General features: G+C 68.1%; 22 protein-coding genes and 1 riboswitch. Of the genes, 10 read left to right on the forward strand and 12 right to left on the reverse strand.

Annotated elements, in window-relative coordinates; genetic code table 11:
* Nucleotides 1-17: 17 nt before the first annotated feature.
* Nucleotides 18-1,346, forward strand: coding sequence for a glycosyltransferase family 4 protein (locus AB0M24_RS10830; protein WP_363764094.1), 1,329 nt, complete (start codon nucleotides 18-20; stop codon nucleotides 1,344-1,346).
* The gene (locus AB0M24_RS10835) at nucleotides 1,346-2,641 is read left to right on the forward strand and encodes a UDP-glucose/GDP-mannose dehydrogenase family protein (protein WP_363764097.1); all 1,296 of its coding nucleotides are present in this window, start codon (nucleotides 1,346-1,348) and stop codon (nucleotides 2,639-2,641) included. The genes AB0M24_RS10830 and AB0M24_RS10835 overlap by 1 nt, the downstream gene beginning before the upstream one ends.
* Nucleotides 2,642-2,872: 231 nt before the next feature.
* On the opposite strand, the gene AB0M24_RS10840 is transcribed toward AB0M24_RS10835, so the two are convergent.
* The gene (locus AB0M24_RS10840; RefSeq protein ID WP_363764100.1) at nucleotides 2,873-3,253 is read right to left on the reverse strand and encodes a hypothetical protein; all 381 of its coding nucleotides are present in this window, start codon (nucleotides 3,251-3,253) and stop codon (nucleotides 2,873-2,875) included.
* Entirely contained in the window at nucleotides 3,247-3,942 is a 696-nt protein-coding gene (locus AB0M24_RS10845) for a PIG-L deacetylase family protein (RefSeq protein WP_363764103.1), read from the reverse strand. Before AB0M24_RS10845 ends, AB0M24_RS10840 begins: the two co-directional genes overlap by 7 nt.
* A gap of 34 nt (nucleotides 3,943-3,976) precedes the next feature.
* Between AB0M24_RS10845 and AB0M24_RS10850 the strand changes: the two genes are divergently transcribed.
* Nucleotides 3,977-4,432, forward strand: a complete 456-nt coding sequence (locus tag AB0M24_RS10850) for an SLATT domain-containing protein (protein WP_363764106.1) — start codon at nucleotides 3,977-3,979, stop codon at nucleotides 4,430-4,432.
* On the opposite strand, the gene AB0M24_RS10855 is transcribed toward AB0M24_RS10850, so the two are convergent.
* Both AB0M24_RS10855 and AB0M24_RS10860 read right to left on the reverse strand, forming a co-directional pair.
* On the reverse strand, nucleotides 4,433-5,200 hold the full coding sequence (locus AB0M24_RS10855) for an enoyl-CoA hydratase/isomerase family protein (RefSeq protein WP_363764109.1): 768 nt from the start codon (nucleotides 5,198-5,200) through the stop codon (nucleotides 4,433-4,435).
* 5 nt (nucleotides 5,201-5,205) lie between these two features.
* The gene (locus AB0M24_RS10860) at nucleotides 5,206-6,162 is read right to left on the reverse strand and encodes a magnesium transporter CorA family protein (protein ID WP_363764111.1); all 957 of its coding nucleotides are present in this window, start codon (nucleotides 6,160-6,162) and stop codon (nucleotides 5,206-5,208) included.
* A 69-nt stretch (nucleotides 6,163-6,231) separates the two neighbouring features.
* Here AB0M24_RS10860 and AB0M24_RS10865 point away from each other — a divergent pair, with 69 nt between their 5' ends.
* Nucleotides 6,232-7,557: a serine/threonine-protein kinase gene (locus AB0M24_RS10865; protein WP_363764114.1), complete on the forward strand. Its 1,326-nt coding sequence runs from the start codon at nucleotides 6,232-6,234 to the stop codon at nucleotides 7,555-7,557.
* Here the strand turns inward: AB0M24_RS10865 and AB0M24_RS10870 are convergent.
* Nucleotides 7,542-8,411, reverse strand: coding sequence for a hypothetical protein (locus AB0M24_RS10870; protein WP_363764117.1), 870 nt, complete (start codon nucleotides 8,409-8,411; stop codon nucleotides 7,542-7,544). The two genes, AB0M24_RS10865 and AB0M24_RS10870, sit on opposite strands and share 16 nt — an antisense overlap.
* Nucleotides 8,404-8,895, reverse strand: a complete 492-nt coding sequence (locus tag AB0M24_RS10875; RefSeq protein ID WP_363764120.1) for an RNA polymerase sigma factor — start codon at nucleotides 8,893-8,895, stop codon at nucleotides 8,404-8,406. Before AB0M24_RS10875 ends, AB0M24_RS10870 begins: the two co-directional genes overlap by 8 nt.
* 325 nt (nucleotides 8,896-9,220) lie before the next feature.
* On the opposite strand from AB0M24_RS10875, the gene AB0M24_RS10880 reads away from it, so the two are divergent.
* Nucleotides 9,221-11,755: a glycoside hydrolase family 97 catalytic domain-containing protein gene (locus AB0M24_RS10880; protein WP_363764123.1), complete on the forward strand. Its 2,535-nt coding sequence runs from the start codon at nucleotides 9,221-9,223 to the stop codon at nucleotides 11,753-11,755.
* Here the strand turns inward: AB0M24_RS10880 and AB0M24_RS10885 are convergent.
* A complete protein-coding gene (locus AB0M24_RS10885) occupies nucleotides 11,752-11,940 on the reverse strand; it encodes an MbtH family protein (RefSeq protein WP_363764126.1) in 189 nt (62 codons plus the stop codon). The genes AB0M24_RS10880 and AB0M24_RS10885 overlap by 4 nt on opposite strands.
* Nucleotides 11,941-12,052: 112 nt before the next feature.
* Between AB0M24_RS10885 and idi the strand changes: the two genes are divergently transcribed.
* Nucleotides 12,053-12,628 (forward strand): isopentenyl-diphosphate Delta-isomerase, encoded by a 576-nt coding sequence (gene idi, locus AB0M24_RS10890; protein WP_363764321.1) that lies wholly within the window; start codon nucleotides 12,053-12,055, stop codon nucleotides 12,626-12,628.
* Here the strand turns inward: idi and AB0M24_RS10895 are convergent.
* Entirely contained in the window at nucleotides 12,606-13,913 is a 1,308-nt protein-coding gene (locus tag AB0M24_RS10895) for a cytochrome P450 (protein ID WP_363764129.1), read from the reverse strand. The genes idi and AB0M24_RS10895 overlap by 23 nt on opposite strands.
* 3 nt (nucleotides 13,914-13,916) lie before the next feature.
* A complete protein-coding gene (locus AB0M24_RS10900; protein WP_363764132.1) occupies nucleotides 13,917-14,807 on the reverse strand; it encodes a terpene synthase family protein in 891 nt (296 codons plus the stop codon).
* 133 nt (nucleotides 14,808-14,940) lie between these two features.
* Here AB0M24_RS10900 and AB0M24_RS10905 point away from each other — a divergent pair, with 133 nt between their 5' ends.
* Nucleotides 14,941-15,984, forward strand: a complete 1,044-nt coding sequence (locus AB0M24_RS10905) for a polyprenyl synthetase family protein (protein ID WP_363764134.1) — start codon at nucleotides 14,941-14,943, stop codon at nucleotides 15,982-15,984.
* A gap of 1 nt (nucleotide 15,985) precedes the next feature.
* Here AB0M24_RS10905 and AB0M24_RS10910 read toward each other — a convergent pair whose 3' ends face one another.
* The 3 genes from AB0M24_RS10910 to AB0M24_RS10920 form a co-directional block, all read right to left on the reverse strand.
* Nucleotides 15,986-17,020 carry a ribonucleotide-diphosphate reductase subunit beta gene (locus AB0M24_RS10910; RefSeq protein WP_363764137.1) on the reverse strand — a complete coding sequence of 345 codons (1,035 nt, stop codon included), beginning with the start codon at nucleotides 17,018-17,020 and terminating at the stop codon, nucleotides 15,986-15,988.
* Complete coding sequence (locus tag AB0M24_RS10915; RefSeq protein ID WP_363764141.1) at nucleotides 17,020-19,374, reverse strand: ribonucleoside-diphosphate reductase subunit alpha; 2,355 nt, start codon at nucleotides 19,372-19,374, stop codon at nucleotides 17,020-17,022. The genes AB0M24_RS10910 and AB0M24_RS10915 overlap by 1 nt, the downstream gene beginning before the upstream one ends.
* Before the next feature lie 108 nt (nucleotides 19,375-19,482).
* Nucleotides 19,483-19,694, reverse strand: a riboswitch (cobalamin riboswitch).
* A 197-nt stretch (nucleotides 19,695-19,891) separates the two neighbouring features.
* A complete protein-coding gene (locus AB0M24_RS10920) occupies nucleotides 19,892-20,434 on the reverse strand; it encodes a LysE/ArgO family amino acid transporter (RefSeq protein WP_363764324.1) in 543 nt (180 codons plus the stop codon).
* A gap of 102 nt (nucleotides 20,435-20,536) precedes the next feature.
* On the opposite strand from AB0M24_RS10920, the gene AB0M24_RS10925 reads away from it, so the two are divergent.
* From AB0M24_RS10925 to AB0M24_RS10935, 3 genes are all read left to right on the forward strand, one after another.
* A complete protein-coding gene (locus AB0M24_RS10925) occupies nucleotides 20,537-21,394 on the forward strand; it encodes a LysR family transcriptional regulator ArgP (protein WP_363764327.1) in 858 nt (285 codons plus the stop codon).
* 104 nt (nucleotides 21,395-21,498) lie between these two features.
* Nucleotides 21,499-22,896 (forward strand): alpha/beta fold hydrolase, encoded by a 1,398-nt coding sequence (locus AB0M24_RS10930; RefSeq protein ID WP_363764144.1) that lies wholly within the window; start codon nucleotides 21,499-21,501, stop codon nucleotides 22,894-22,896.
* A 40-nt stretch (nucleotides 22,897-22,936) separates the two neighbouring features.
* The gene (locus AB0M24_RS10935; RefSeq protein ID WP_363764147.1) at nucleotides 22,937-23,653 is read left to right on the forward strand and encodes a glycoside hydrolase family 16 protein; all 717 of its coding nucleotides are present in this window, start codon (nucleotides 22,937-22,939) and stop codon (nucleotides 23,651-23,653) included.
* Nucleotides 23,654-23,709 lie beyond the last annotated feature (56 nt).

Here is a 23,709-nt window from a genome sequence, read left to right on the forward strand (position 1 = left end):
TGCTGGAGAGGCTTGCCGTGAGTGCACCGCACGTGTTGATCATCGTGCAGAACCTGCCGGTGCCGCTGGACAGACGCGTCTGGCTGGAGTGCCGCGCGCTGACCGCCGCCGGGTACGAGGTTTCGGTGATCTGCCCGAAAGGTCCGGGAGATCCCGCCTACCAGCTCCTCGACGGAGTGCACCTGTACAAGTACGCTCCGCCGCCGCAGGCCGAAGGTGTGCTCGGCTACGCGTGGGAGTTCCTGTACTGCTGGGTGCGCACGGCGTTGCTGAGCGTGAAAGTCCGTGCCCGCAAGCGATTCCACGTCATGCAGGCGTGCAACCCGCCGGACACGTACTGGGCCCTCGCGCTGCTGTGGCGGCTCGGCGGCGTGAAGTTCGTCTTCGACCACCACGACCTCAACCCCGAGGTGTTCCTGTCCCGCTTCGGCGAGCCGACGGGCGCCGCGGGCAAGCTGCAGTACCGGATCCTGAAGTGGCTGGAGCGCCGGACGTTCCGCACGGCCAACCGGGTGACGTCGACCAACACCTCGTACCAGAAGATCGCGTGGACGCGCGGTTCCGTGCCGCCCGAGCACACCACGGTCGTGCGCTCCGGCCCGGACACCACCGTGATGCGACCTGTCGAGGGCGTGGACGAGCTTCGACGCGGCGGCAAACACCTGGTGGCCTATCTGGGAATCATGGGCCCGCAGGACGGCGTCGACGGTGTGCTCGAAGTCGCACGGAGAGTTGTTTTCGACCGCGGCCGCACCGACGTCCGCTTCGCGCTGCTGGGCTTCGGCGACTGCCTCGAAGACCTGAAGAAGCAGGCCACGGCCTGGGGCCTCGACCCGTACGTCGAGTTCACCGGACGCGTCGGGCCCGAACAGATCACCCGTTATCTGTCAACGTCCGCGGTGGGACTCGGTCCGGATCCGTTGTCGCCTTTGAACGACGTGTCCACTATGAACAAGACCATGGAGTACATGGCCTACGCTCTGCCGGTCGTCTCGTACCGGCTGACGGAGACCGTGGTGTCCGCGGGGGACTGCGCGGTCTACGTCGAGCCGGGTGACGTGGAGGCGTTCACCACGTCGCTGCTCGACCTGCTCGACGACGCGGAACGCCGTGGCCGCCTCGGCTTCGAGGGCAGGCGTCGCTGCGAGGCGGAGCTCGACTGGCGACCGCAGGCCGAGAACTACGTCGGGGTGTTCGACGGGCTCACCGGGTTCGTCTCGCGGGGCCCGTTCCCCGACGGGAGGCCGGAGCTGACCCCGGGCACCGACCAGTGGGGCAACAAGATGATCGACGTGAGCGACGACGCCGTGCTTCGCGCGTTCGCCGTCAATCGAACGGGAGAATGATGTTCGTCAGAAGGATCGCGGTCGTCGGCACCGGGTACGTCGGTCTGACCACCGGCGCGTGCCTCGCGTCGCTGGGGCACAGCGTGGTGTGCGCGGACGTCGACCAGGCCAAGGTCGAACGGCTCTCGCGCGGTGAGGTCGACATCCTCGAACCGGGTCTCGCGGATCTGGTGAGCGAGGGCATCGCGTCCGGCCGGTTGTCCTTCGTGCTCGGTGCGTCCGCCGCGGTGGCCGACGCCGAGGTCGTGTTCCTCTGCGTGCCGACGCCGATGGGTGTGGGCGGCGTCGCGGACCTGCAGGCCGTCGAGTCCGTTGTGGACGAGACGCGCGACCTGCTGCCGTCCGGCTGCGTGATCGTCAACAAGTCCACGGTTCCGGTCGGCACGTCGATCCGCACGGCCGAGCTGCTGCGCCGCGACGACGTGGCAGTCGTCTCGAACCCCGAGTTCCTGCGCGAGGGTTCCGCGGTCCACGACTTCCTGAACCCGGACCGGATCGTCGTCGGCTGCGACCAGCAGGACGCGGCCGAGCGGGTGGCCGCTCTCTACGCACGCCTTGGCGCGCCTACGGTTCTGACGGACGCGGCCTCGGCCGAACTGGTCAAGTACGCGGCGAACTGCTTCCTCGCGATGAAGCTCTCGTACGTCAACGCGGTGGCGGAGCTGTGCGAGCGGCTCGGCGCGAACATCTCCGACGTCACCGAGGGCATGGGCTACGACAAGCGCATCGGCCAGGCGTTCCTGTCGCCCGGTCCCGGCTGGGGCGGCTCCTGCCTGCCCAAGGACACGCACGCGATGCTCCAGGCCGCGGACGCCGCGGACTTCGAGTTCCGCCTGCTGCGCGCCACGATCGACACCAACGAGCGCCAGCGCACGCGGATGGTCGAGAAGGTCCGCCTCGCGGTCACCGGCAAGCGCGGCGGCTCGCTGTCGCACGTGCGCCTCGGGATTCTGGGTCTGACGTTCAAGGCCGGCACGGACGACCTGCGCGACTCGCCGGCACTGGCGGTGGCGGCACTGCTGAAGCAGGCCGGCGCGGATCTCGTCGGCTACGACCCGGCGCTGGCCGCCGGCACGGACCTCGGTCCGGTGTCCGTTGTGGACGATCCGTACCAGGCGGCGAAGGACGTCGACGCTCTGGTCGTGCTGACCGAGTGGCCGGACTTCCGCTCGCTCGACTGGGCGCGTCTCGCGGAGACCGTGCGGCAGCCCGTTGTCGTTGACACGCGGAACATTTTGGACCCGGACGTTATTCGCCGGGCGGGCTTCACCTGCACGTCACTGGGTCGTCGGTAGTCCTATTAAGACAGTCCTTTTAGCTCAATGGTGTGAGTGGGCGCGCGGTGTTCGTGTGCTAGCGCTTTGATTCCCGGCAACACCCGGTGGGACACGCTCACCGGGTCTTGTCGGGGAGGTCCCACCGATGGACGCACTGATGAGCACGGTCATGGGTCTCGTGAACCAGGCGAGCAGCCTTCTCTCCCAGGCGGCCGACCTCGTGCAGGGTCTGCTGTCCGGCCTGGGAATCTAGATTCCCGCGAACAGATCGGTCTCGGGCAACGGGGCGTTCGTCGTGTCCAGGGCGCGGAAGTAGTGCTCCTGGCTCGCGTTCGCCCCGTCCCCGGTGTCGATGACCGTCGAGCCGCCGGTCGTCGTCAGGTAGAGCTTGGCCGGGATTCCGGTGCTGTAGATGGCCTGCTTGGTGATCCGCAGGACGTAGAGGTCCTCGTAGCCGGTGATGACGACCTGAGGCTGGTGCCGCTCGATCAGCGCGGCCAGGTGCAGCGCCGTGAGGTCGTCCGAAGGCGGGACCACGACCGTTCTCACGCCTTCCGCCTCGTAGCGGGCGAGCGTGCCGCGGGCCTCGTCCAGGTCGCCGACGACCAGCAGGGTTCTTCTTCTCACCATCTGGGCAGGTCCGGTCCACTCGTCGTGATGCCGGCGAACAGGTCGGTCTCCGGCAGTGGGGCATCGGTGACGTCGATCTCGCGGAAGTACTGCTCCTGCACGGCGAACGCCCCGTGCACCTGCTGGCTCGCGTGACACCGCAACGCCTTGCGCTTCACGTCGGCGACCTCGCTGATGTCGATCGTGGTCGAGCCCTCGCGAGCGGTCAGGTAGAGCTTGGCGGGGATGCCGGTGCGGCGGACGGCGAGCCCGGCGACCCGGCACACGTGCAGGTGGTCGCGGTGCGAGCTGTAATGCGTCACCACGACCTGCGGCTGGTAGTGCTCGATCAGCGCGGCGAGCCGGCCCGCCGCCGTCTCCACCGGGATCGTGCAGAACCCGCCGGCCGGCACCTCGCCGGTGTGGCCGGAGTCGTGATACCCCAGCAGTTCCACGTCTGTGACGCCCAGCACGTCGCACGCCGCCAGCAGTTCCGCGCGCCGGTGCGACGCCACGGCCTGCGGGTGGTGGCCGACCTCGCCGGGCACCGCTCCGCTCGGCGCGTCGTCGAACTCGCCGTTGGTGCACGTCACCACCACGGTTCTGGCGCCGTGTTTCGCGTACAAGGCGAGTGCGCCGCCCGTTGACGTCGACTCGTCACCGGGGTGGGCGTGAACGGCCAGCAGGGTTCTGGGTCCGGCGAACTGCACGCGCGGAAGGTACCCGCTCACTAATCTCTCGCGCGTGACCGACTTGCCGTCCGGCCTGAAGCCGCTGGAACTCGCCCAGTACGTCCGCGACCAGATCCAGCGCGGCCACACCTACTCCCGTGCCCGCAAGCACCGGTTCCGCTGGAAGTCGGTGACGGTCCGGCTGACCACGCTGGTGCTGTCGGCGGCGTCGACGATCATCCTCGGCCTGCAGAACCTGGATCCCTGGACCGGCACCGCGTTCTCGCTCGTCGCCGTCGTCACCGTGGTCAGCGCGCTGGAGCCGTTCTTCGCGTGGCGTTCTCTTTGGGTGCTGATGGAAGAGGCCAGCTACCGGTTCCACCGGCTGCAGGACGATCTCGGCTACTACATCGCCTCCACCCCGCCCGAGCAGATCGACCTCGAGCGGGTGCGGGAGATGTTCGAGCAGTACCAGCAGATCTGGGACGGGTTGAGCGACAGGTGGCTCAAGTTCCGGGAGAACGGCTGATCAGCGGCCCTGGAACGTGGCCTTGCCCGGACCCTCGTTGAGGAAGCTGCGCACGGCTCGTTGCAGGTCCTGGGTCTCGAACAGCGCGGACGCGATCGTGGTGACGTTCGCGTCCGCCTCCGGGACGCCGCCGTGCTCGAAGTGCGCCAGGACCTGCTTCGTCGCGGCGTGTGCCTGCGTGGGGCCGACGGCGAGACTCGCCGCGAACAGTTCGGCGGAGTGGGCGAACCCCTCGTCCGGCAGCACGCGGTTCACGACGTTCCAGCGCTCCAGCGTGGCGGCGTCGTAGAGGCCGCCGGTCATCACGAACTCCTTGGCGCGTCCGACACCGGCACGAGCGGCGAGGCGTTGCGTGCCGCCCATCGTCGGCGTGAGGCCCACGACCTTCTCCACCAGGCCGAACTTGGCGCTCTCGGCCGCGACGATGAGGTCGCACGCCACGGCCAGCTCGAACGCCCAGGTCAAGCACAACGCGTGCGCGGCGAACACGGTCGGGATCGGCAGCGCGGCGAGTCGCTGGGGCAACAGGAGCATGCGGTCGAACAGCTCCTGGGCCTCCGCGCGGTCTTCCTGGGCCTTGAACAGCGACACGTCGACACCGCCGCTGACGACCCGGCCGGTCGCGTTGATCAGCAACGCCCGTGCGTCGCCCAGCTCGTCCAACGCGTCGTGGAACTCGGCGTCGAGGTCGAGGGCGTAGAGGTTGAGCGGCGGGGCGTCGATCGTGATGATCGCGAGCTCGTTCTGCCTGGTCAGGTGGATCTTCATGGGATTTACAGCCAATCGCGGCGCTTGAACATCAGGTACAGGAGGAAGGAGAGGCCGAAGATACCCAGCGTCGACGCCCACACGCCCCACGGCTGGGAGAAACCGGGGTAGGGCACGTTCATGCCGTAGTAGCCGGAGATCGCCGTCGGCACGGCGATGATCGCGGCCCAGCTGGTGACCTTCTTCATGATCGAGTTCAGCCGGTTGCCCTGCACCGCGACCTCGGCCTCGCGCAGGTTCGTGACCAGCTCGCGCATCGACTCCGTCAGCTCGGCGGTGAACAGCGTGTGGTCTTTGACGTCCAGGTAGTACGGCATCATCGTGTCGTCCACGATCGTGTGGTCCTTGTGCATCAACGAACCGAGGACCTCGCGCATCGGCAGCGCGACCCTGCGCAGTTGCACGAGCGAGCGGCGCAGCTTGATCGCCTTGTGCCCGACGTGGGGTTTCTCCTGGTAGATCTTGTCTTCCAGGTCCTCGATGTCCTCGTCGAGCTTCTGCGCGGCCGTGTACTGGGTGTCCACGACGTCGTCGAGCAGGCCGTGCAGCAGGAACCCGACACCGGACTTCGCCAGCGTCGGCGCGCTGTCCCACCGGCGCTGGAGTTTGCCGAGGTCGTACGACTCGTTCTCCCGCACGGTCACGACCGCGTTCCCGGTCACGAAGACGTCGACTTCCGTGGTCGTGAACTCGTGGTTCTCGTACTCGGCGGCGTAGACCGTCAGGAACAGGTGGGTGGGGTAGCGGTCGACCTTGGGACGCTGGCGTTCGGCCATCGCGTCCTCGATCGCGAGCTCGTGCAGGCCCAGCTCGTCGCGCAGCAGACCTATCTCGCCCTCCGACGGCGCGCAGAGGTCGAACCACACGACCGAACCTGGATCTTGGAGGTGCCGCGCCACGTCGGTGACCGGGAACCCGTGGTCCACGAGTTCGCCGTTGCGGTACAAGCGGGTCCGACCCATGGGTGACAACGATACGTAGATCTACTCAGATGTGAGGATTCGCGCCCAACTCCCGCTACCCTCGATCCGGTGAAGGTGGACCAACCCCAACGCATAGGCGACTACCTGCTGCTGGGCAGGCTTGGTCGTGGTGCCATGGGAACGGTCTACCTGGGCCAAGGCAGCGACGGACGGCAGGTCGCCGTCAAGGTCGCCCGCGCCGAGCTCGCCGACGACCCGCGCTTCCGCGAGCGCTTCCGCCGCGAGGTCCAGATGGCCCGCGCGGTCGGTTCGGCCGGCACCGCGGCCGTCGTGGACGCCGACACGCGCGCGGCCCGCCCGTGGATGGCGACGGAGTACGTGCCCGGCCCGACGCTGCAGGAAGCGATCGAACGGCACGGCCCGCTGCCCGAGCACCACCTGCGCCGGCTGGCCGAGGGGCTCGCTGAGGCGCTGACGGCGATCCACCGGGCCGGTCTGGTGCACCGCGACCTCAAGCCGTCCAACGTGCTGCTGGGCGCCGACGGGCCACGGGTGATCGACTTCGGCATCTCGCGCGCGATGGAGCACACCGCGCTGACCGAGACCGGCATGGTGTTCGGCACGCCGGGCTTCCTGTCACCGGAGCAGATCACCGGCCAGGAGGTCGGCTGTCCGTCCGACGTCTTCGCCCTGGGCGCGGTGCTGGTCTACGCCGCCACCGGCAAGGGGCCGTTCGGCGAAGGGCCGACCGCGACGTTGCTGTACCGGGCGGCTCACGGCGAGCCCGACCTGGACGGGGTGCCGAAGCCGCTGCGTCCGCTGGTGCAGAAGTGCATGCACCGCGACCCGGCCCGCCGCCCGGACCCGACCGAGGTCACGCGCCTGATCTCGCAGGTCGTCTCCCCGAAGCCGCCGACCACCAAGCTGCCCGCGCCGATGACGCCCGCGGCCGCGACGTTCTCGACGTCGCGGATCGTGCCTTTGGCGTGGGGCCTGACGAACCTCGCGGCGGGGCTCCTGGCCGCCGCGATCGCCGACCCGGCCGCGCACGCCAACGGCGCCACGCAGCTGCTGGCGCTGGCCGCGTTCTGCGTGCTCGTCGTGCGTGCCGTGCGGTTCTTCAGCGCCGCCGCGCGCAGCAGAGTCGTCATCGAAATCAGTCGTGAGGGCATCGCCACCACGCGCAACGGCAAGTTCCACCAGTACTGGTGGTACGAGCTGGCGCGCGTCCGGGTCGTGCCGCACAAGAAGCGCCCGTGGGTCGTCGTCTGGCTGAAGGACCCGGCACCGCGCCGCTTCTTCGGCGCGCACAACGGCGGAGTGCGAGTGTTCCCGATCGCCCACGAACGGACCCGCAGGCGGCGCGAGCGCGACGTGGCCGAGCTGCGCGCCGCCCTGGCGTGGTACCTGCCGCGCTCCTACGACGGGCGCTGATCGGTCCACTCGTAGGTGATCGTGACCGACAGCGTCACGGTGCCCGCGGGCAGCGTCCTCGGGGACGACACGCGTTGCTCGACGCCGGCCAGCTCGCCGGTCGCGGGGTCGAGGGTGAAGCTCGTCGGTCCGTCGGTGGTCACCGCGCCGTTGTCGTAGCGGATCTCGGGGGCCGCGGCGAGCTGGCGGTACAGCACCGCCTTCTCCTGGTTGGTGGTGTAGGGCGACATCAACGTCTCCGTCGCGCTGTCCAGCTTCTCCGCCGGCTGCACGGGCAGCGGGTTCAACATGCTCACCTCGTGGCACGGCGTGTGCGTGCACAACGTCTGCCACAGCCCCGGCCCCTTGTCCGCCTTGCCGAGGTAGTGGTCGGCGGGCTTCTGCACACCGCCGATCGCCCGCTCGGCACCGGTGGCCCGGCGGTTGACCAAGGGAACCTGGCCCTGGGCGACGGGCAGCCACACGTCGGTCTCGAACTCGAACTGGGTGGCGCCCCAGGTCGCGGTACCGGGTTCGCCGGTGCTGTAGGTCTGCCACGCGTTGTACTTGATGTGCCGGTACTTGCCGCGCGGCTCCGCGGACATCTCGAGCAGGCCCGCCGCCTCGCTCAGCGAGGTCGCGGGGGCGACGGGCATCGTGGCGACCGGCGCGTCGTGCGGGGCCGGCCGCAGGTACACCACGAGCCCCGCGACCAGCACGACCCCGGCGACCGCCGCCGCGATCCCGATCCACCTGCGTCCGCGGCGTTTCGGCTGCTGGAAGAAGAGCTGTTCGCGCAACCGGGCCAGTCGCACGTCGTCGGCGGGCCGGACCGTGTAGAGCTCCGCCAGGTCGTCGTCCAGCACGTCACGCATGTTCCACTTCCTTCAGCTTGGCCCGCAGGCGGTGCAGCCGGGACCGCGCGGTGCCCGCGTTGAGATCGAGCGCCTCGGCCGCTTCCTGGACGCTCAGACCCGCGAGTGACACGAGCAGCACCAGGTCGCGGTCGGTGTCGGACATCCTGGCCAGCTCACCGGCGATCCGCCGCAGATGCGACCTCGCGTCGATGCGGGCGACCACCGTGTGTTCCAGCGTCTCGGCGACACCGAGGTCGACGCCGTAGCGTTCGGCGGTGCGCAACAGCCGGACCTCGCGTTTGGCGTGGCCGCGCAACAGGTTCGTCGCGATGCCGTAGAGCCAGCCGACGACGCTGCCGCGTTCGGGGTCGTAGGTCCGCTGGCCTTTCATCGCCGTCAGAAAGGTTTCGCTGACCAGGTCGTCAGCCACGTCGACGCCCACCCGCCGCGCCAGATATCGGTGCAGCGGCTGAGCGTGCTCGTCGAACAGCTCCGCGAACATCACGCCCCCAGTTGGCTCGCCACGCCTCCAGTGTTGCAGTGACCTGAGTCACAGTTGGTGGTGCTCGCGGGATGAGCGCATGACCGACTGGATCGTGACGGCTGAGACGTGGGCGGCGGACTCCGAGCTCAACCACGACCGCACTGCTGGGGTCGATGGAGGCCGGGAACCTCTACGACGGGCACTGGTTCGAGAAGAAGCTGCCCTAGTCATCGGAGTTCTCACGGTTGTTACATCCATTGACTCGGACGAAATGCCTGACATAGCGTCCGAGTCATTGGATGTCTTCCGGTGACCGCCGCCCCGGATCACGAGGGGAGTGTCCGTGGCGGTGAGAACACTGGCCGTGATCGCTCTGGTCGCGGGGTTGGTCGTCGTGCCGCCTGCGCAGGCCGGTTCGAGCGGTCCGCAGGCGGTCGTGAACGTTGCCGGGGGAGCTGTCACCCTGGCGGTGAAGTACGGGTCCAAGACGGTCGTCCAGCCGTCGCCGGTCGGGATCACGACCGAGCGCGCCGACCTGTCAGCCGGTCTGACGTTGACCGGCAAGTCGAAGCGGGCGATCTTCGAGCGCTACCACACCACGTCCGGCAAGAAGCTGGACCGGACCGTGCGCGCCACCGAGACCACGTACCGGTTCAAGGCGGGCGTCAACGACCTCAAACTCGTCGTCCGCGAGTCCCAAGACGGCGTCGCCTACCGCTACGAGCTGCCGCAGGACACCGGCGCCGTCACGGGTGAGGCCTCGGCGTTCGTCCTGCCCGCCGACTCGACGACGTGGCTCGCGAAGTTCCGCCGCGACTACGAGAACCCGTTCCTGCAGTACACCACCGGGACCGCCGAACAGGCCGAGTACATGCACCCGGCGCTGTTCGACGTCGGCGGCACCTACGCGCTGATCACCGAGTCCGATGTGGACGGACGCTACTCCGGTGGCCACCTCGTGCACACCGGCGGCGGCAGGTTCCAGATGAAGCTGTGGGACGAGAAGGTCGCGGTGAACGGCGCCCTGAAAACCCCGTGGCGCACGATGATCGTGGGCTCGCTGGCCACCGTCACCGAGTCGACGCTGGTGGACGACCTCGCACCCGCCTCGAAGATCCGCGACACCAGCTGGATCAAGCCCGGCCCCGCCATCTGGACGTGGCTCGCCGGCGGCCGCGGTGTGCAGCAGGACCTGGCCAGGCAGAAGGAGTTCGTCGACTACGCGGCGGCGCGCGGCTGGCCGTACGTGGTGGTCGACGCTGGCTGGTACGACGACCCCAACTGGCGCCAGACGAGCTTCATCCCCGAACTGGTTCAGTACGCGAAGGCGCGCAGGGTCGGCATCCACACGTGGGTGCGGTTCAGCAGCGTCGACACCCCGGAGAAGCGCGCGGACTACCTGCCGTGGCTGCAGAAGTGGGGCGTGCAGGGCCTGAAGATCGACTTCATGGACTCCGACGGCCAGGAGCGCTACCGCTGGTACGACGAGATCCTGCCCGAGACCGCGCGCATGCACTTCCTCGTCAACTTCCACGGCGCCACGTTGCCGCACGGCATCCACCGCACCTGGCCGCACGTCATGACGACCGAGGCCGTGCACGGCGCGGAGAAGTCCAGCGGCCTCACCACTTCGCACATCACCGCGCTGCCGTTCACCCGCAACGTGGTGGGCGGCATGGACTACACGCCCGGCGGTTTCCATCGCACTCGTTCCAACACCGACGCCGGCGAGCTCGCGCTGACCGTGCTGTACGAGTCGGGCATCCAGAACCTCGCAGGACGGCCGGACTCCTACGACGCCAAGCCGTTGACGCGGTGGTTCCTGGAGCAGGCGCCGACCGCGTGGGACGAGACTCGGCTGCTCTCGGGCCGTCCGACGGAAAGCGTTGTGATGGCACGGCGCAGCGACGACCGGTGGTTCGTCGGCGGCGCGATCGCGGGGGAGGCCAGGACTCTGGATCTGCCGGCGCTCGGCAAGGGCCGCTGGCTGGTGGAGGTCGTGCGCGACGGCGCGGCCGGTCTGATCAAGGAAACCCAGGTCACCGACCAGAAGCTGACGATCCCGGTGGCGAAGGACGGCGGGTTCGTGGCTCTGGTCTGCCGCCCGGTCCGCGACACCTGCGCGCGGCCCACGGACGGGTTGCCGTCCACGACCGTGGTCACGACTCCGGAGCAGGTGTCGGTGCAGCCCGGTCAGACGTTCGAGATGAGCGGCACCTTCACCAACACCTCCGCGCAGCCGCTGTACGACGTGACGTTCGCGCCGCGCGTGCCGTCCGGCTGGAGCGCTTCCGTTGCCACGAGGGCGTTCCGGGTCGCTCCTGGCGAGTCCTTGAGCGGCAAGTGGACGGTCAAGGTCGGTCCGAACCCTGTCGTGGGCCTGACAGACGTGCCCGCGGTCGCGCAGTTCCAGCCTTCCCGCTTCGGTTCGGGCGTCGAGGCGGAGAAAGCCGTGCGCACGCACGTCTGGAAACCGTTGCCCGCCGGACAGGTCTACGTCGCGGGCAACGATCGTTCCGTCGAGGGCAGGACGTTGACGACGGGCGGCACCAGGTTCGGCAAGGGCATCGGCACCACGCCCGCCGACAAGGTCTTCGAGCTCGGGACGTGCACGCGCTTCGACGCGACCGTCGGCGTGGACGACGAGGTCGACGGCCGCGTCGACCGCGCGGCAGGGGTCGGAGGATCCGTCACGTTCGTCGTGGTGGGCGACGGTCGCGTGCTCTACGAGAGCGCACTGCGCAGGTCCGTCGACCCCGCGATGCCGGTCAGCGTCGACGTGAGCGGTGTGAAGTCGTTGACGTTGCGCGTGACTGATGGCGGCGATGGCACCAGTCTCGACAACGCTGTGTGGGGTGACGCGCGGCTGACCTGCTAGGCAGCCACGGGCAGGTCGTCGCGGAGCGCGTGCACGTAGTCCACACAGGACTGCTTGCACGCGACGCCGTGGACGACCTGCCAGCCGGCGGGCACCTGCAGCACCGCCGGCCAGATCGAGTACTGGCCCGTTGGGCTGACCAGCACCAGGAACATGGTGTGAGCCTGAACGAACGGGATGGTCATGCCCCCAGGGTGACCTGGACCACCTAGGGCGCGGCTATCTCTGCGCTCAAGCTCACTACTTTCGTGCGGCTTCCGAATCCGGGTGCGGTTGTGATTACGTGGAGTCGTGACTGTGGAACAGGTGGTCCTCCTGGCTGAGGACGGTTCGGCCATCGGCGTCGAGGACAAAGCCGTCGTGCACCACGCGGACACCCCTCTGCACCTGGCGTTTTCCAGCTACGTCTTCGACTCGGCGGGCAACACCGTGCTCACCCGCCGGGCGTTGCACAAGAAGACCTTCCCCGGAGTGTGGACCAACACCTGCTGCGGCCACCCGTTGCCGGACGAGGACATGGCCGAGGCCGTGTTGCGCCGGTTGAGCGACGAGCTCGGCATGAAGTGCTCGGACCCCGAGCTGCTGCTGCCCGGTTTCCGGTACCGCGCCGAGATGGACGGCGTCGTCGAGAACGAGATGTGCCCGGTGTTCCGGGTGCTCTCCGACGACGAGCCGAACCCGAACCCGGACGAGGTCGACTCGACCGAACGCGTGCCGTGGACCGAGTTCGCGTCCAGCGTTCTCGACGGCACGCGCGTGGTCTCGGCGTGGTCGCGGTTGCAGATCGCCGAGCTGGTGAAGCTCGGGCCCGACCCGTTGCGGTGGCCGGTCGCAGGACGCGAAGGGCTGCCTAGCGCGGTTCGACTCGCATGACGGAGTCCTTGAGCCGGTAGGTCAGGTCGCACCTGGCCTCCGGCTCGCCCACCTGCCGCAGCCGCCATCGGGCCGTCACCGCGGCCACCGTCGTGAGCACCTCGGCCTGGCCGAACGCGTCACCGACGCACTTGCGGAAGCCGGTGCTGAACGGGATGTAGGCGTGCCGGGGAGACTCTCCCGCCCGTTCCGGCGTCCACCGGTCCGGGTCGAACTCGTCCGGGCGCGGGAACGACCTCGGGTCGTGGTGCAGCACGTACGGGCTGAAGAACACGTCCGAGCCCGCCGGGATCCGCTCTCCCGCGATGACGACGTCCTCGGTGTTGCGCCGGGACACCAGCCACGCCGGCGGGTGGTGCCGCAACGCCTCGGCGACCACCCGTTTCGCGTACTCCAGCCGCTTCAGGTCGTCGTAGGTCGCGGTGCGCCCGTCCAGCACCTCGTCGACCTCGGCCTGCACGCGCTTCTCGACGTCCGGGTGGGCGGCGAGCGCGTGGAACGTCCACACCGCGGTCTCGGCGGGAGTGGCGACACCGGCGAACATCATCGTGATGATCTCGTCGCGCAGCTGGTCGTCTGTCATGCCCTCGCCGGCGTCGTCCCTGGCCTCGACGAGCATCGACAGCAGGTCACCGCGGTCGCCGGGAGTGGCCCGGTACTCCGTGATCGTGCGGTGGACGAGGTCGTTCAGCTCCCGTTGCGCCGCCTCGTACCGGCGGTTCATCGGCAGCGGCAGCCGGTGCGGCCAGGTGAGCGGCAGGAAGACCCGGCGGCCGAGACCCGCGACCAGCTCGGGCAGCGCGGCGGAGAGGACCTTGGTGACGTCGGCGTCCGTGGCGATCAGCGTGCGCCCCAGCATCGCCGACTTCAGCATGTGCATCTCGTAGGTCATCGAGATCTCCTGGCCCGGCAGCCACGAGGACGCTCGTTGCTCGGCGAGCGCGGCCATCGTGGCCGTGTAGCCCGCCATCCTGCTGTGGTGGAACGCGGGCTGCGCCATCTTGCGGTGACGGCGGTGGATCGGCCCGTCCGACGTCGCGATGCCGTTGCCGACGACGGCGCGCGCGGTGTCGAGCACGGCGCCGCCCTTGCCGAACTTGGCCAGCTGGGTGATCTGGACCTCCCGCACCGCGTCCGGGGTCGTGAGCAGGTAGGCGGTGCTCGGGCCCAGCCGGAAGCCCACCACCTCGCCGAGGTCGCGCAGTGAGCTCAGGAACTCCAGCGGCCGGCGCATCAGGTCGAGCGCGTGGCCGGCGAGGGGCAGACCGCCGGGTGCGGTGATCACGGGTCAGTCCTCCTGGCGGTACGGGACGGTCGGGGTGATCCACTCGCTCGTGTCCGCGAGCGTGTAGCGGGTCGAGCAGGACGTCCACTCGATCAGCCCGGCCACGAAGTCGTTGAGGCCGCGGACGAACTGCCTGATGTCCCGGCGTCGGCCGAGCGGCGAGGCGAGGACGGCGTCGGCCGCTCGGTCCGTGCGGGCGTTGGCGTCCTTGAAGAACACACACGCCTGGGCGACGGCTTCGGTTCGCCCGCAGCCGGTCTCGGCCGCGATCACGTGGACGAGGTTCTCGTGCTCGCCGGCGTGCAGCTCCTTGTGCAACGACAGCACGTCCTGGCAGGCGATGACCCGTTCGACGTCGCACCGGACGAGCTCAGCCATCAGGGGATCGCTCAGGGAGTCGCTCACGTCGATTCCCAGACTGATTTCGATCAGCACGTGGTCGATCAGCTGGCCTATCGTCAGGTATCTCGATTGGAGATAGGAGCCGACGTCCTGCGGAATGTCACCTTGGATTAATTTCCGCTCGTACTCCTCAGTTCCCGCTTTGTATGCCGAAACAGCGTCGGTCAACCGGGACATCTGTCGCGGATCGATGTGCGACGCCAGTCGTGTCCAGATCTCGGCGATCAGCGGATCCCAGTGATCCGCCCAGTCGTCGTCCTGTTCCGACATCGTCGCGCACACCCCGGAGAACTCCCACAACAACCTTTCGTTGCAGGCAGGGAAGGCGATCGAAGCGAGGTAGACGTAATCTTTGGCTGCAAACGAAGCCAGTGCGGCCGGTGTTCGGTAGGGTCCTTTCGCGGCCATCCACCTGTGGAAATCGGTGGCGGTCGCACTGTAGTGAGGGCTCTGCCGAACGGGGTACGTGCGGTCCAAGACCGGAATTTCCATGCGCGGCATCCATCCGATGTGGCGACCTGGGAGAGATCGAGAGTAAATGCGCTCACCTTCTCGGGTAAACGACGTCGTCTCATATCGAACGGTTCGTTGACAACGCACCGACCCGTGCCCTCATCATTGCCGCATGACCACCGCGCCTATTTCCACCGCGACCGCCGCACGCGCCGAACTGACCGCGCTGCTGCGCGACGTCGAAGTGGGTTTGGCCGACCACCTGGCCCTGGAGGCCGCCCGCCGCGCCGATCCCGACCCGCGCGGCGCCCTGCCCGTCCTGGACATCGCGTCCTTGGTGCACGCCGGCGGCAAGAGACTGCGGCCGCTGTTCTGTCTCACCGGGTTCCTCGCCGCGGGTGGCGCCCCGGGATCGTTGCCCGTGCCAGCCGCGATGGCCGTCGAGCTGCTGCACATCGGCGCGCTGATCCACGACGACGTGATGGACGACTCGGACCTGCGGAGGGGTTCGCTCACCGTGCACGCGCGGCATGCGTTGGCGCACAAGGAGAACGGCTGGCGCGGCGAGTCACGCCGCTACGGCGAAGCGCTGGCGATCCTGGCCGGCGACCTCGCGTGGACCTACGCCGACGGCCTGATGGCGGGCTTCGGCGCCGACGTCGCCCGCGAGTGGTGCGAGATGCGCGCGGAACTGTGCGGCGGCCAGGCCCTGGACGTGGTCGCGGCCGCCGAGTTCGCCGCGAACCCGGTGCTGGCACGGCACATCGCGGTCGTGAAGTCGGGCCGCTACACGATCCAACGACCGTTGACCCTGGGCGCGTTGATCGCCGGCCGTCCTGACCTGGCACCGGCCTTCGCCGTCTACGGCGAAGCGCTGGGGGAGGCGTTCCAGCTGCGCGACGACCTGATCGACGCGTTCGGTTCTTCCGTTGCCAGCGGCAAACCCGCGGGCCTCGACTTCCAGCAGCACAAGATGACGTTGCTGATCTCGCTTGCCATGCGGCACAACGCATCGGTGCGCGCGCTCGTCGAACGGGGTGCGTTCGACGAGCTGCGCGACCACCTCGTGACCTCCGGGGCGGTGGACGCCGTGGAGGACCACGTCGCCGACCTGGTGCGGATCGCGCGCACCGCGGTCGGCGAGGCCCCGATCAGCGACGAGTGGCACGACGAGCTGTGTGCGCTCGCCGTGCGCGTCGCCTATCGGGACTGCTGACTCACCACTCCAGCGAGCCGCCGTTCTGGTACTCGATCACGCGGGTCTCGAAGAAGTTCTTCTCCTTCTTGAGGTCCATCATCTCGGACATCCACGGGAACGGGTTCTCCGTTGCCTCCCAGACGGGTTCGAGGCCGAGCTGCGCGCACCGGCGGTTGGTGATGAACCGCATGTACTGCTCGCAGTGGTCGGCGTTGAGGCCGAGGATCCCGTTCGGCATCGTGTCGCGGCCGTAGGCGATCTCCAGCTCACAACCCTCGGCGAGCATCGTGCGCACCTCCTTCTGGAACACGTCGTTCCACAGGTGCGGGTTCTCGATCTTGATCTGGTTGATCGCGTCGATGCCGAAGTTCAGGTGGATCGACTCGTCGCGCAGGATGTACTGGTACTGCTCGGCGATGCCGACCATCTTGTTGCGCCGCCCCATCGACAGGATCTGCGCGAAGCCCGTGTAGAACCACATGCCCTCGAAGACCACGTAGAACGCCACGAGGTCCTTGAGGAACGCCTGGTCGTTCTCCGGCGTACCGGTCTTGAACTCCGGGTCCTCCAGGTGCTGCGTGAACTGCAGCGCCCACGCCGCCTTGTCCGTGATGGACGGGATCTCCCGGTACATGTTGAACAGCTCGCCGTCGTCCAGGCCGAGCGACTCGCAGATGTACTGGAACGTGTGCGTGTGCACGGCCTCCTCGAAGGCCTGGCGCAGCAGGTACTGGCGGCACTCTGGGTTGGTGAGGTGCCGGTACACCGCGAGCACGATGTTGTTGGCCACCAACGACTCCGACGTCGCGAAGAAGCCGAGGTTGCGCTTGATCATGCGGCGCTCCTCCTCGGTCAGCCCGTCCTTGGACTTCCAGAGGCTGATGTCCGCCTGCATCGAGACCTCGGTCGGCATCCAGTGGTTGTTGCAGCCGTTGAGGTACTTCTCCCACGCCCAGTGGTACTTGAGCGGCAGCAGCTGGTTGACGTCGGCGCGACAGTTGATCATCGCCTTGTCGTCGACGGACATGCGTGCCGCGCCTGCTTCGATACTCATTACTGGCAAGCCTCACAGTCGGGGTCGGTGATGGAGCAGGACGGGTCGACGGCCACGGGGGAGACGGCGTTGAGCTTGCCGTCCGTGCCCTGCAACGTGGACTTCTCCACGTGCGTGGCCGACTGCGTCCGCAAGTAGTAGGTGGTCTTCAGCCCGCGCAGCCACGCCAGCTGGTACAGCTCGTCGAGCTTGCGGCCACTCGGCGCGGCCAGGTAGAGGTTCAGCGACTGCGCCTGGTCGATCCACTTCTGCCTGCGCGAACCCGCCTCGATCAGCCACGAGCTGTCGACCTCGAACGCCGTGGCGTACAAGGCCTTCAGGTACGGCGGCACCCTGTCGATCGCGCCGAGGCTGCCGTCGTGCAGCTTCAGGTCCGAGATCATCCGCTCGTCCCACAGCTTGCGCTGCTTCAACGCCCGCACCAGGTCCGGGTTGATCACGGTGAAGTCGCCGGACATGTTCGACTTCACGTACAGGTTGCGGTACAGCGGCTCGATCGACTGGTTCACACCGGTGATGTTGGCGATGGTCGCGGTCGGCGCGATGGCCATGACGTTCGAGTTCCGCATGCCCTTGCGCGCTTTCTCGCGGACCGTCGCCCAGTCCATCGTGGACTCGCGGTCCTGCTCCAGCTCGGCCTCGCCGCGGTTCCGCGCGAGGATCCCGATGGAGTCGATCGGCAGGATGCCCTGGCTCCACAGGGATCCCTCGAACGACTGGTACGCGCCACGTTCCTGCGCGAGCTCGGCACTGGCCGTGATCGCGTAGTAGCTGATCTCCTCCATGCTGCGGTCCGCGAACTCGACGGCTTCCTTGCTGGCCATCGGCGTGCCGAGCGTGAACAGGGCGTCCTGGAACCCCATCAGCCCCAGCCCGACCGGCCGGTGCTTGAGGTTGGAGTTCCTGGCTTCCGGGATCGTGTAGTAGTTCACGTCGATGACGTTGTCGAGCATGCGAACCGCCGTGCGCACGGTCTTCTCGAGCCGCGCGTGGTCGATGCCGTCTTCGGTCACGTGCTGCGCGAGGTTGACACTGCCGAGGTTGCACACCGCGACCTCGTCGACCGTCGTGTTGAGCGTGATCTCGGTGCAGAGGTTGCTGGAGTGCACGACCCCGCTGTGCTGCTGCGGCGAGCGCAGGTTGCACGGGTCCTTGAACGTGATCCACGGATGCCCGGTCTCGAACAGCATCGTGAGCATCCGCCGCCACAGGTCGACGGCCGGGAGCTGCTTGAAGACCTTGATCTCGCCGTTGGCGGCCTTCTCCTCGTACGCCCGGTACCTCGCGGCGAACTCGTCACCGAACGCGTCGTGCAGATCCGGCACCTCGTCCGGCGAGAACAGCGTCCACTGCCCGTTGGCGCGGACCCGGCGCAGGAACTCGTCCGGTACCCAGTTCGCGGTGTTCATGTCGTGGGTGCGGCGCCGCTCGTCGCCGGTGTTCTTGCGCAGGTCGAGGAACTCCTCGACGTCGATGTGCCAGGTCTCCAGGTAGGCGCAGACAGCGCCCTTCCGTTTTCCTCCCTGATTTACAGCTACTGCCGTGTCGTTGGCGATCTTGAGGAACGGCACGACGCCCTGCGACTTGCCGTTGGTTCCCTTGATGTGCGCGCCGATGCCGCGCACCGGTGTCCAGTCGTTGCCGAGCCCGCCGGCGAACTTCGAGAGCAGCGCGTTGTTGCTGATGCCGTGGAAGATGCCGGCGAGATCGTCGTCCACTGTGGTCAGGAAGCACGACGAGAGCTGCGGGCGGGTGGTGCCCGAGTTGAACAGGGTCGGGGTCGAGCACATGAAGTCGAACGACGAGAGCAGCTCGTAGAACTCGACGGCGCGGGCGTCGCGGTCGTCCTCCTCCAGCGCGAGCCCCATGGCGACGCGCATGAAGAACGCCTGCGGCAGCTCGTAGCGGCGGCCGTCGTGGTGCAGGAAGTAGCGGTCGTACAGGGTCTGCATGCCCAGGAACTGGAAGTTCAGGTCGCGCTCTGCCCGCAGCGCGCTTCCCAGCCGGACCAGGTCGAAGGAGGCGAGGCGCGGGTCGAGCTGGCCGAACTCGATGCCGTACGCGACGAACGAGGCGAAGTACGACGGGTAGCGCTCGGTCATCTCCGCGTGCGACAACGGGATTCCGCAGGCCTCGGCGCGGAGTTTGTCGAGCAGCAGGCGGGCGCTGACGTACGAGTAGTCGGGGTCGACCTCGACCATCGTGCGCGCGGCCATGATCGGCGCGAGGGCCAGCTCGGCGTCGGTGATGCCGGCGTAGAGATTTCGCTTGGTCTCGGCCAGAACCGCCTCGGCCGACGCGTTGGGCAGGTCGGCGCAGGCCTCGTTGATGACCACTGACAGGCGGTCGGGCACGCTCTCTCCTCGCGAGCTAAGCCCGAGGAGATGCGCGGCGCACGCCAGCAGGACACGCCGCTGGTGCACACAGCCGCCCTCCCTCGGGGCACCGTGTCGTGCGCGCAGGCTTGCGCGCACACCAGTGGCAGGTCTTCGGACTCGTGGGCGCACTTCCAACGCCTACCGGCCGTCGCTTCCCAGGCCTCACGACCCAGTGCTCAGTTGACGGCTTTCGTTCCCACTCACCGCTGCGGGGCAGTCCTGGTTTTTCACCAGGTTCCCTCTTGCCTCACCGGCCCGTTGCTCCGAGTCGGTGAACCACCAGCGCGGCAGATACTACATGTAGGGGTGGGGTCTGGATCACCACCCAACATGGGCGTGTCGTGGGTTAAGGTCGGAAACGTGGGTGATCATCGGCCGAAAGTCCTCGCAGGTGCTCTCGTCAGTGCGGGGCTGGCTTCGGCGTCGCTCGCGGTCGGTGCCGCGGCGCCCGTGACGAGCGGGGTGCTGGCCGTGTCGGCGGTGCTGGTGATGATCACCACCCGGCGATCAGGGTCACGCCGAGACTGATCATCACGGCCGCGATCACACCGTCCAGGACGCGCCACGCACGGGGCTTCGCGAACAGCGGGCTGAGGATTCGCGCGCCGAAGCCGAGTGCGAGGAACCAGACGACGCTGGCCGTGACCGCGCCGACGCCGAACAGCCAGCGCCCGGCCGCGATCGAACCCAGCAGCAGGACCGTGTCGAGGTAGACGTGCGGGTTGAGCCACGTCAGCGCGAGCGCGGTGAGCACGGGCCTGGCGCTGTCGCCGCCGGCCTGCATCGACTGCGGGCGGAAGGCGCGGCGCGCTGCCAGAAACCCGTATCCCAGCAGGAAAAGCCCGCCAACGATCGCGGCGGCGGTGATGGCCTGCGGGAACATCTTGACGATCGCGCCGAACCCTGCGACGCCCACCGCGACCAGGATCGCGTCCGAGATGATGCAGACGGCGACGACACCGGCCACGGCCTGGCGTCGAAGTCCTTGGCGCAGCACGAAAGCGTTCTGCGCGCCGATCGCGACGATCAGGGTCATCGTGGTGCCGAAGCCGAGCAGCAGGTCAGTCACCCCACCGACGGTATTTACGCGGTCTTGATGAGACCAGCTAAAGATTCTTACGTATCATTAGCAGCCGTGATGGATCTGGACCTGGTGCGCACGTTGCTCGCGGTCGTCGACGCGGGCACGTTCGACGCGGCTGCCGCGAACCTGCACGTCACGCCTTCCGCTGTCTCACAACGGATCAAGGCTCTGGAGCAGCGAACCGGTCGCGTGCTGCTGGTGCGGGCACGGCCGACCAGGCTGACCCCGTCCGGCGAGGTGCTGGTCCGCTACGGTCGGCAACTGCTCGCTCTGGATCAGGACCTCGACGCTGCTTTGGGCGAGGACGCCGTCGTCAGGGTTCCGATCGCGGTCAACGCCGACTCGCTCGCCACGTGGTTCCTGCCCGCGCTGCAACGGGTTTCACCGGACCTCAAGATCTCGTTCGACCTCCACCGCGAGGACCAGGACCACACGACGGCGTTGCTGAGACAAGGTCTCGTGATGGCCGCGGTGACGTCCTCGCGCGAACCCGTCGCGGGTTGCTCGGTGCGCAAGCTGGGCAGCATCCGTTACGCGGCAATGGCCACCGAGTCCTTTGTGGAGCGCTATGCGCAAGGTGGGCTCAAGTCCTGGCTACCTCAAGCGCCAGTGGTGGTGTTCGACCGCAACGACGACCTGCAGGACCGGTTCGTGCGCACGCTGACCCGTGGCCGTGGCGCGTCCGAGCACCGTCACTACGTGCCTTCCTCCGAGGTCTACGTGCGCACGATCGTGGCCGGTCTCGGCTGGGGAATGGTTCCGCCGCAACAACTCCAGGAAGGTCTTGTCGACCTCGCACCTGGCAGGACCGTCGACATCCCGCTGTACTGGCAGCAGTGGAAGCTCGACTCGCCCGCGCTCACCGCTGTCGCCGACGCGGTGACGAAGGAAGCGAGAATCGCCTTGCAGTAACCGGATTCGGGTCGTGGACATTAGGCCATTGTCGTCTCAAATAGGCGCTGCGAACCTCCAACCGCTCACATTTTCGAGCGACACCAACGGAGGAAGCACCCGAAATGAAACGCGTTCTCGCCGTGCTCGTCAGCGCGGCCGTCCTCAGCGGCACCGGCGTCGCCACCGCAGGCCCGCGCATCGGCTGGCTGCCCTGTGAGAAGGCTCCCGCGTCCGAGTGCGCCACGCTGACCGTGCCCGTCGACCACTCCCGTCCACTGGGCGACGAGTTCGGCCTCGCCATCGCCCGGCACAAGGCAGATCCGGCCAAGCGCATCGGCACCCTCGTCGCGATCAGGGACATCGCCGACTCCGGCGTCGACCTCGTGGCGGATCCCGGCGCGTACTTCAGCCCCGCGATCGTCGAACGGTTCGACATCGTTGCCATGGACACCCGCGGCAACGAACGCAGCCGGCCGATCACCTGCTCGCTCGACCTGCTCAGGGCGTGGCCGAGCGGTTTCCCGAAGACCCGGGCCGAGTTCGACGGCGTGCTCGACTTCAACCAGCGCCTGCGCGACGACTGCCGCGCGAACAGCGGGCCGATCTTCGACCACGTCTCCAGCGCCGACGTGGCACGTGACGTCGAGGCGATCCGCAAGGCCTTGGGGGAGCGGCAGATCAGCCTCTACACCACGGGCTACGCCACGATCACCGGCCAGCAGTACGCCGAACGGTACGGCTCGCACCTGCGCGCCCTGGTCCTCGACACCGCGTTCGACCACAGCATGAACGCCGAGCGGTACGTCACCAGCGCCGCTCGTTCGGCGGCCGGCGCCTTCGCCGAGTGGGAGGCGTGGAACACCCGCACGCCGTCGTCCCCGCTGCACGGCCGCGACATCGGGAAGTTCTGGGACGACCTGGCCGCGCAGGCCGACTCCACCGGCCTGGTCGACCCGCGCTACCCGGACTGGACCATGGACCAGCAGGCGTTCAGCTCGGGCTTCTTCGGCCTCGGCAGCCGCGGCGACTTCACGGCCCTGTCGAACTGGGCGCTGTCGCTGAAGCCCGCCTCGCAGCAGCGCATCGCGGCGGACCAGGCCGTCAACTACCCGTTCAACGCGATGATCTGCAACGACTACGACTACCGCCACCAGTCGTTCGCCGACTACCAGCGCCTGACCGCCCTGGAAACCTCCATCGCGCCGCACACCCGCGGCATGTTCCACCCGCACAACACCGTGATCGAGTGCTCCGGCCACCCCAAGCCCTCCAACCCGCAGCGGCCCGTGCGCGTGACCAGCGGCCCGAAGATCCTCGTCACGAGCATCTCGAACCCCACCTGGTCGGCGACCGAGTGGGCGTCGTCCGTGCGCGACCAGCTCGGCGACCGCGCGGTCCTCGCCACCTACGAAGGCGTGCATTACGGCTTCTACGAGAGCGGGACCTGCGGCCGCGCGGTGAACGACGACTACCTGATCGCGTTGAAGGTGCCCGCCGACGGCACCAAGTGCTCCGGCTGAGTTCCCAGCCGCGCGGCAGGTGGTGTTCTAGCCTCGATCCATGACCGGACGAGACCTCGAGTTCGAGGACCGGTTCACGACCCTGGACCGGTGGCACCCGCACTACCTGCCGCACTGGAGCTCCAGCGCGGCCACCGCGGCCCGCTACACGACCGCCGACGGCTTGACCCTCCGGATCGACGCTGACCAGCAGCCCTGGTGTCCCGAGTTCGACGGCGACACCAGGGTGTCCGGCTTCCAGACCGCGCTGACCTCGGGGCAGTCGAGGTTCCGGCCCGACCTGGAAGTGCGCGAGAAACAGCAGGACCTGCGGCTCTACACGCCGACGTACGGCAGGTTCGAGATCCGCTGCAAGGCCGTCGACGACCCCAACTGCATGGTCGCGCTCTGGATGATCGGCCTGGAGGACGTCCCGGAGCGTTCCGCCGAGATCTGCATCGCCGAGATCTTCGGCAAGCACGTGTGGCCCGCCAACACCGGCGTGGGCATGGGTGTGCACCCGTTCGGCGACCCGGTGATCCGCGACGAGTTCGAGGTCGTCGACGTGCCGATCGACGGCCGCGAGTTCCACACCTACGGCGCCGACTGGCAGCCGGGTCGCGTCGACTTCTACGTGGACGACGAGCTGGTCAACACGGTGCTGCAGGCCCCGGACTACCCGATGCAGTTCCAGCTCGCGATCTTCGAGTTCGGGCCCGAGCGGACCGGCCGCTACCCGAAGGAGTTCGAGGTCGAGTGGTTCAGGGCCTACCGCTGAACCTGTCGGCGAGCTGGGAGCAACCTGTCGGCTTCCTGAACCCAGGAACCGCACGG

Source organism: Lentzea sp. NPDC051838 (assembly GCF_040681245.1).
Classification (GTDB): domain Bacteria; phylum Actinomycetota; class Actinomycetes; order Mycobacteriales; family Pseudonocardiaceae; genus Lentzea.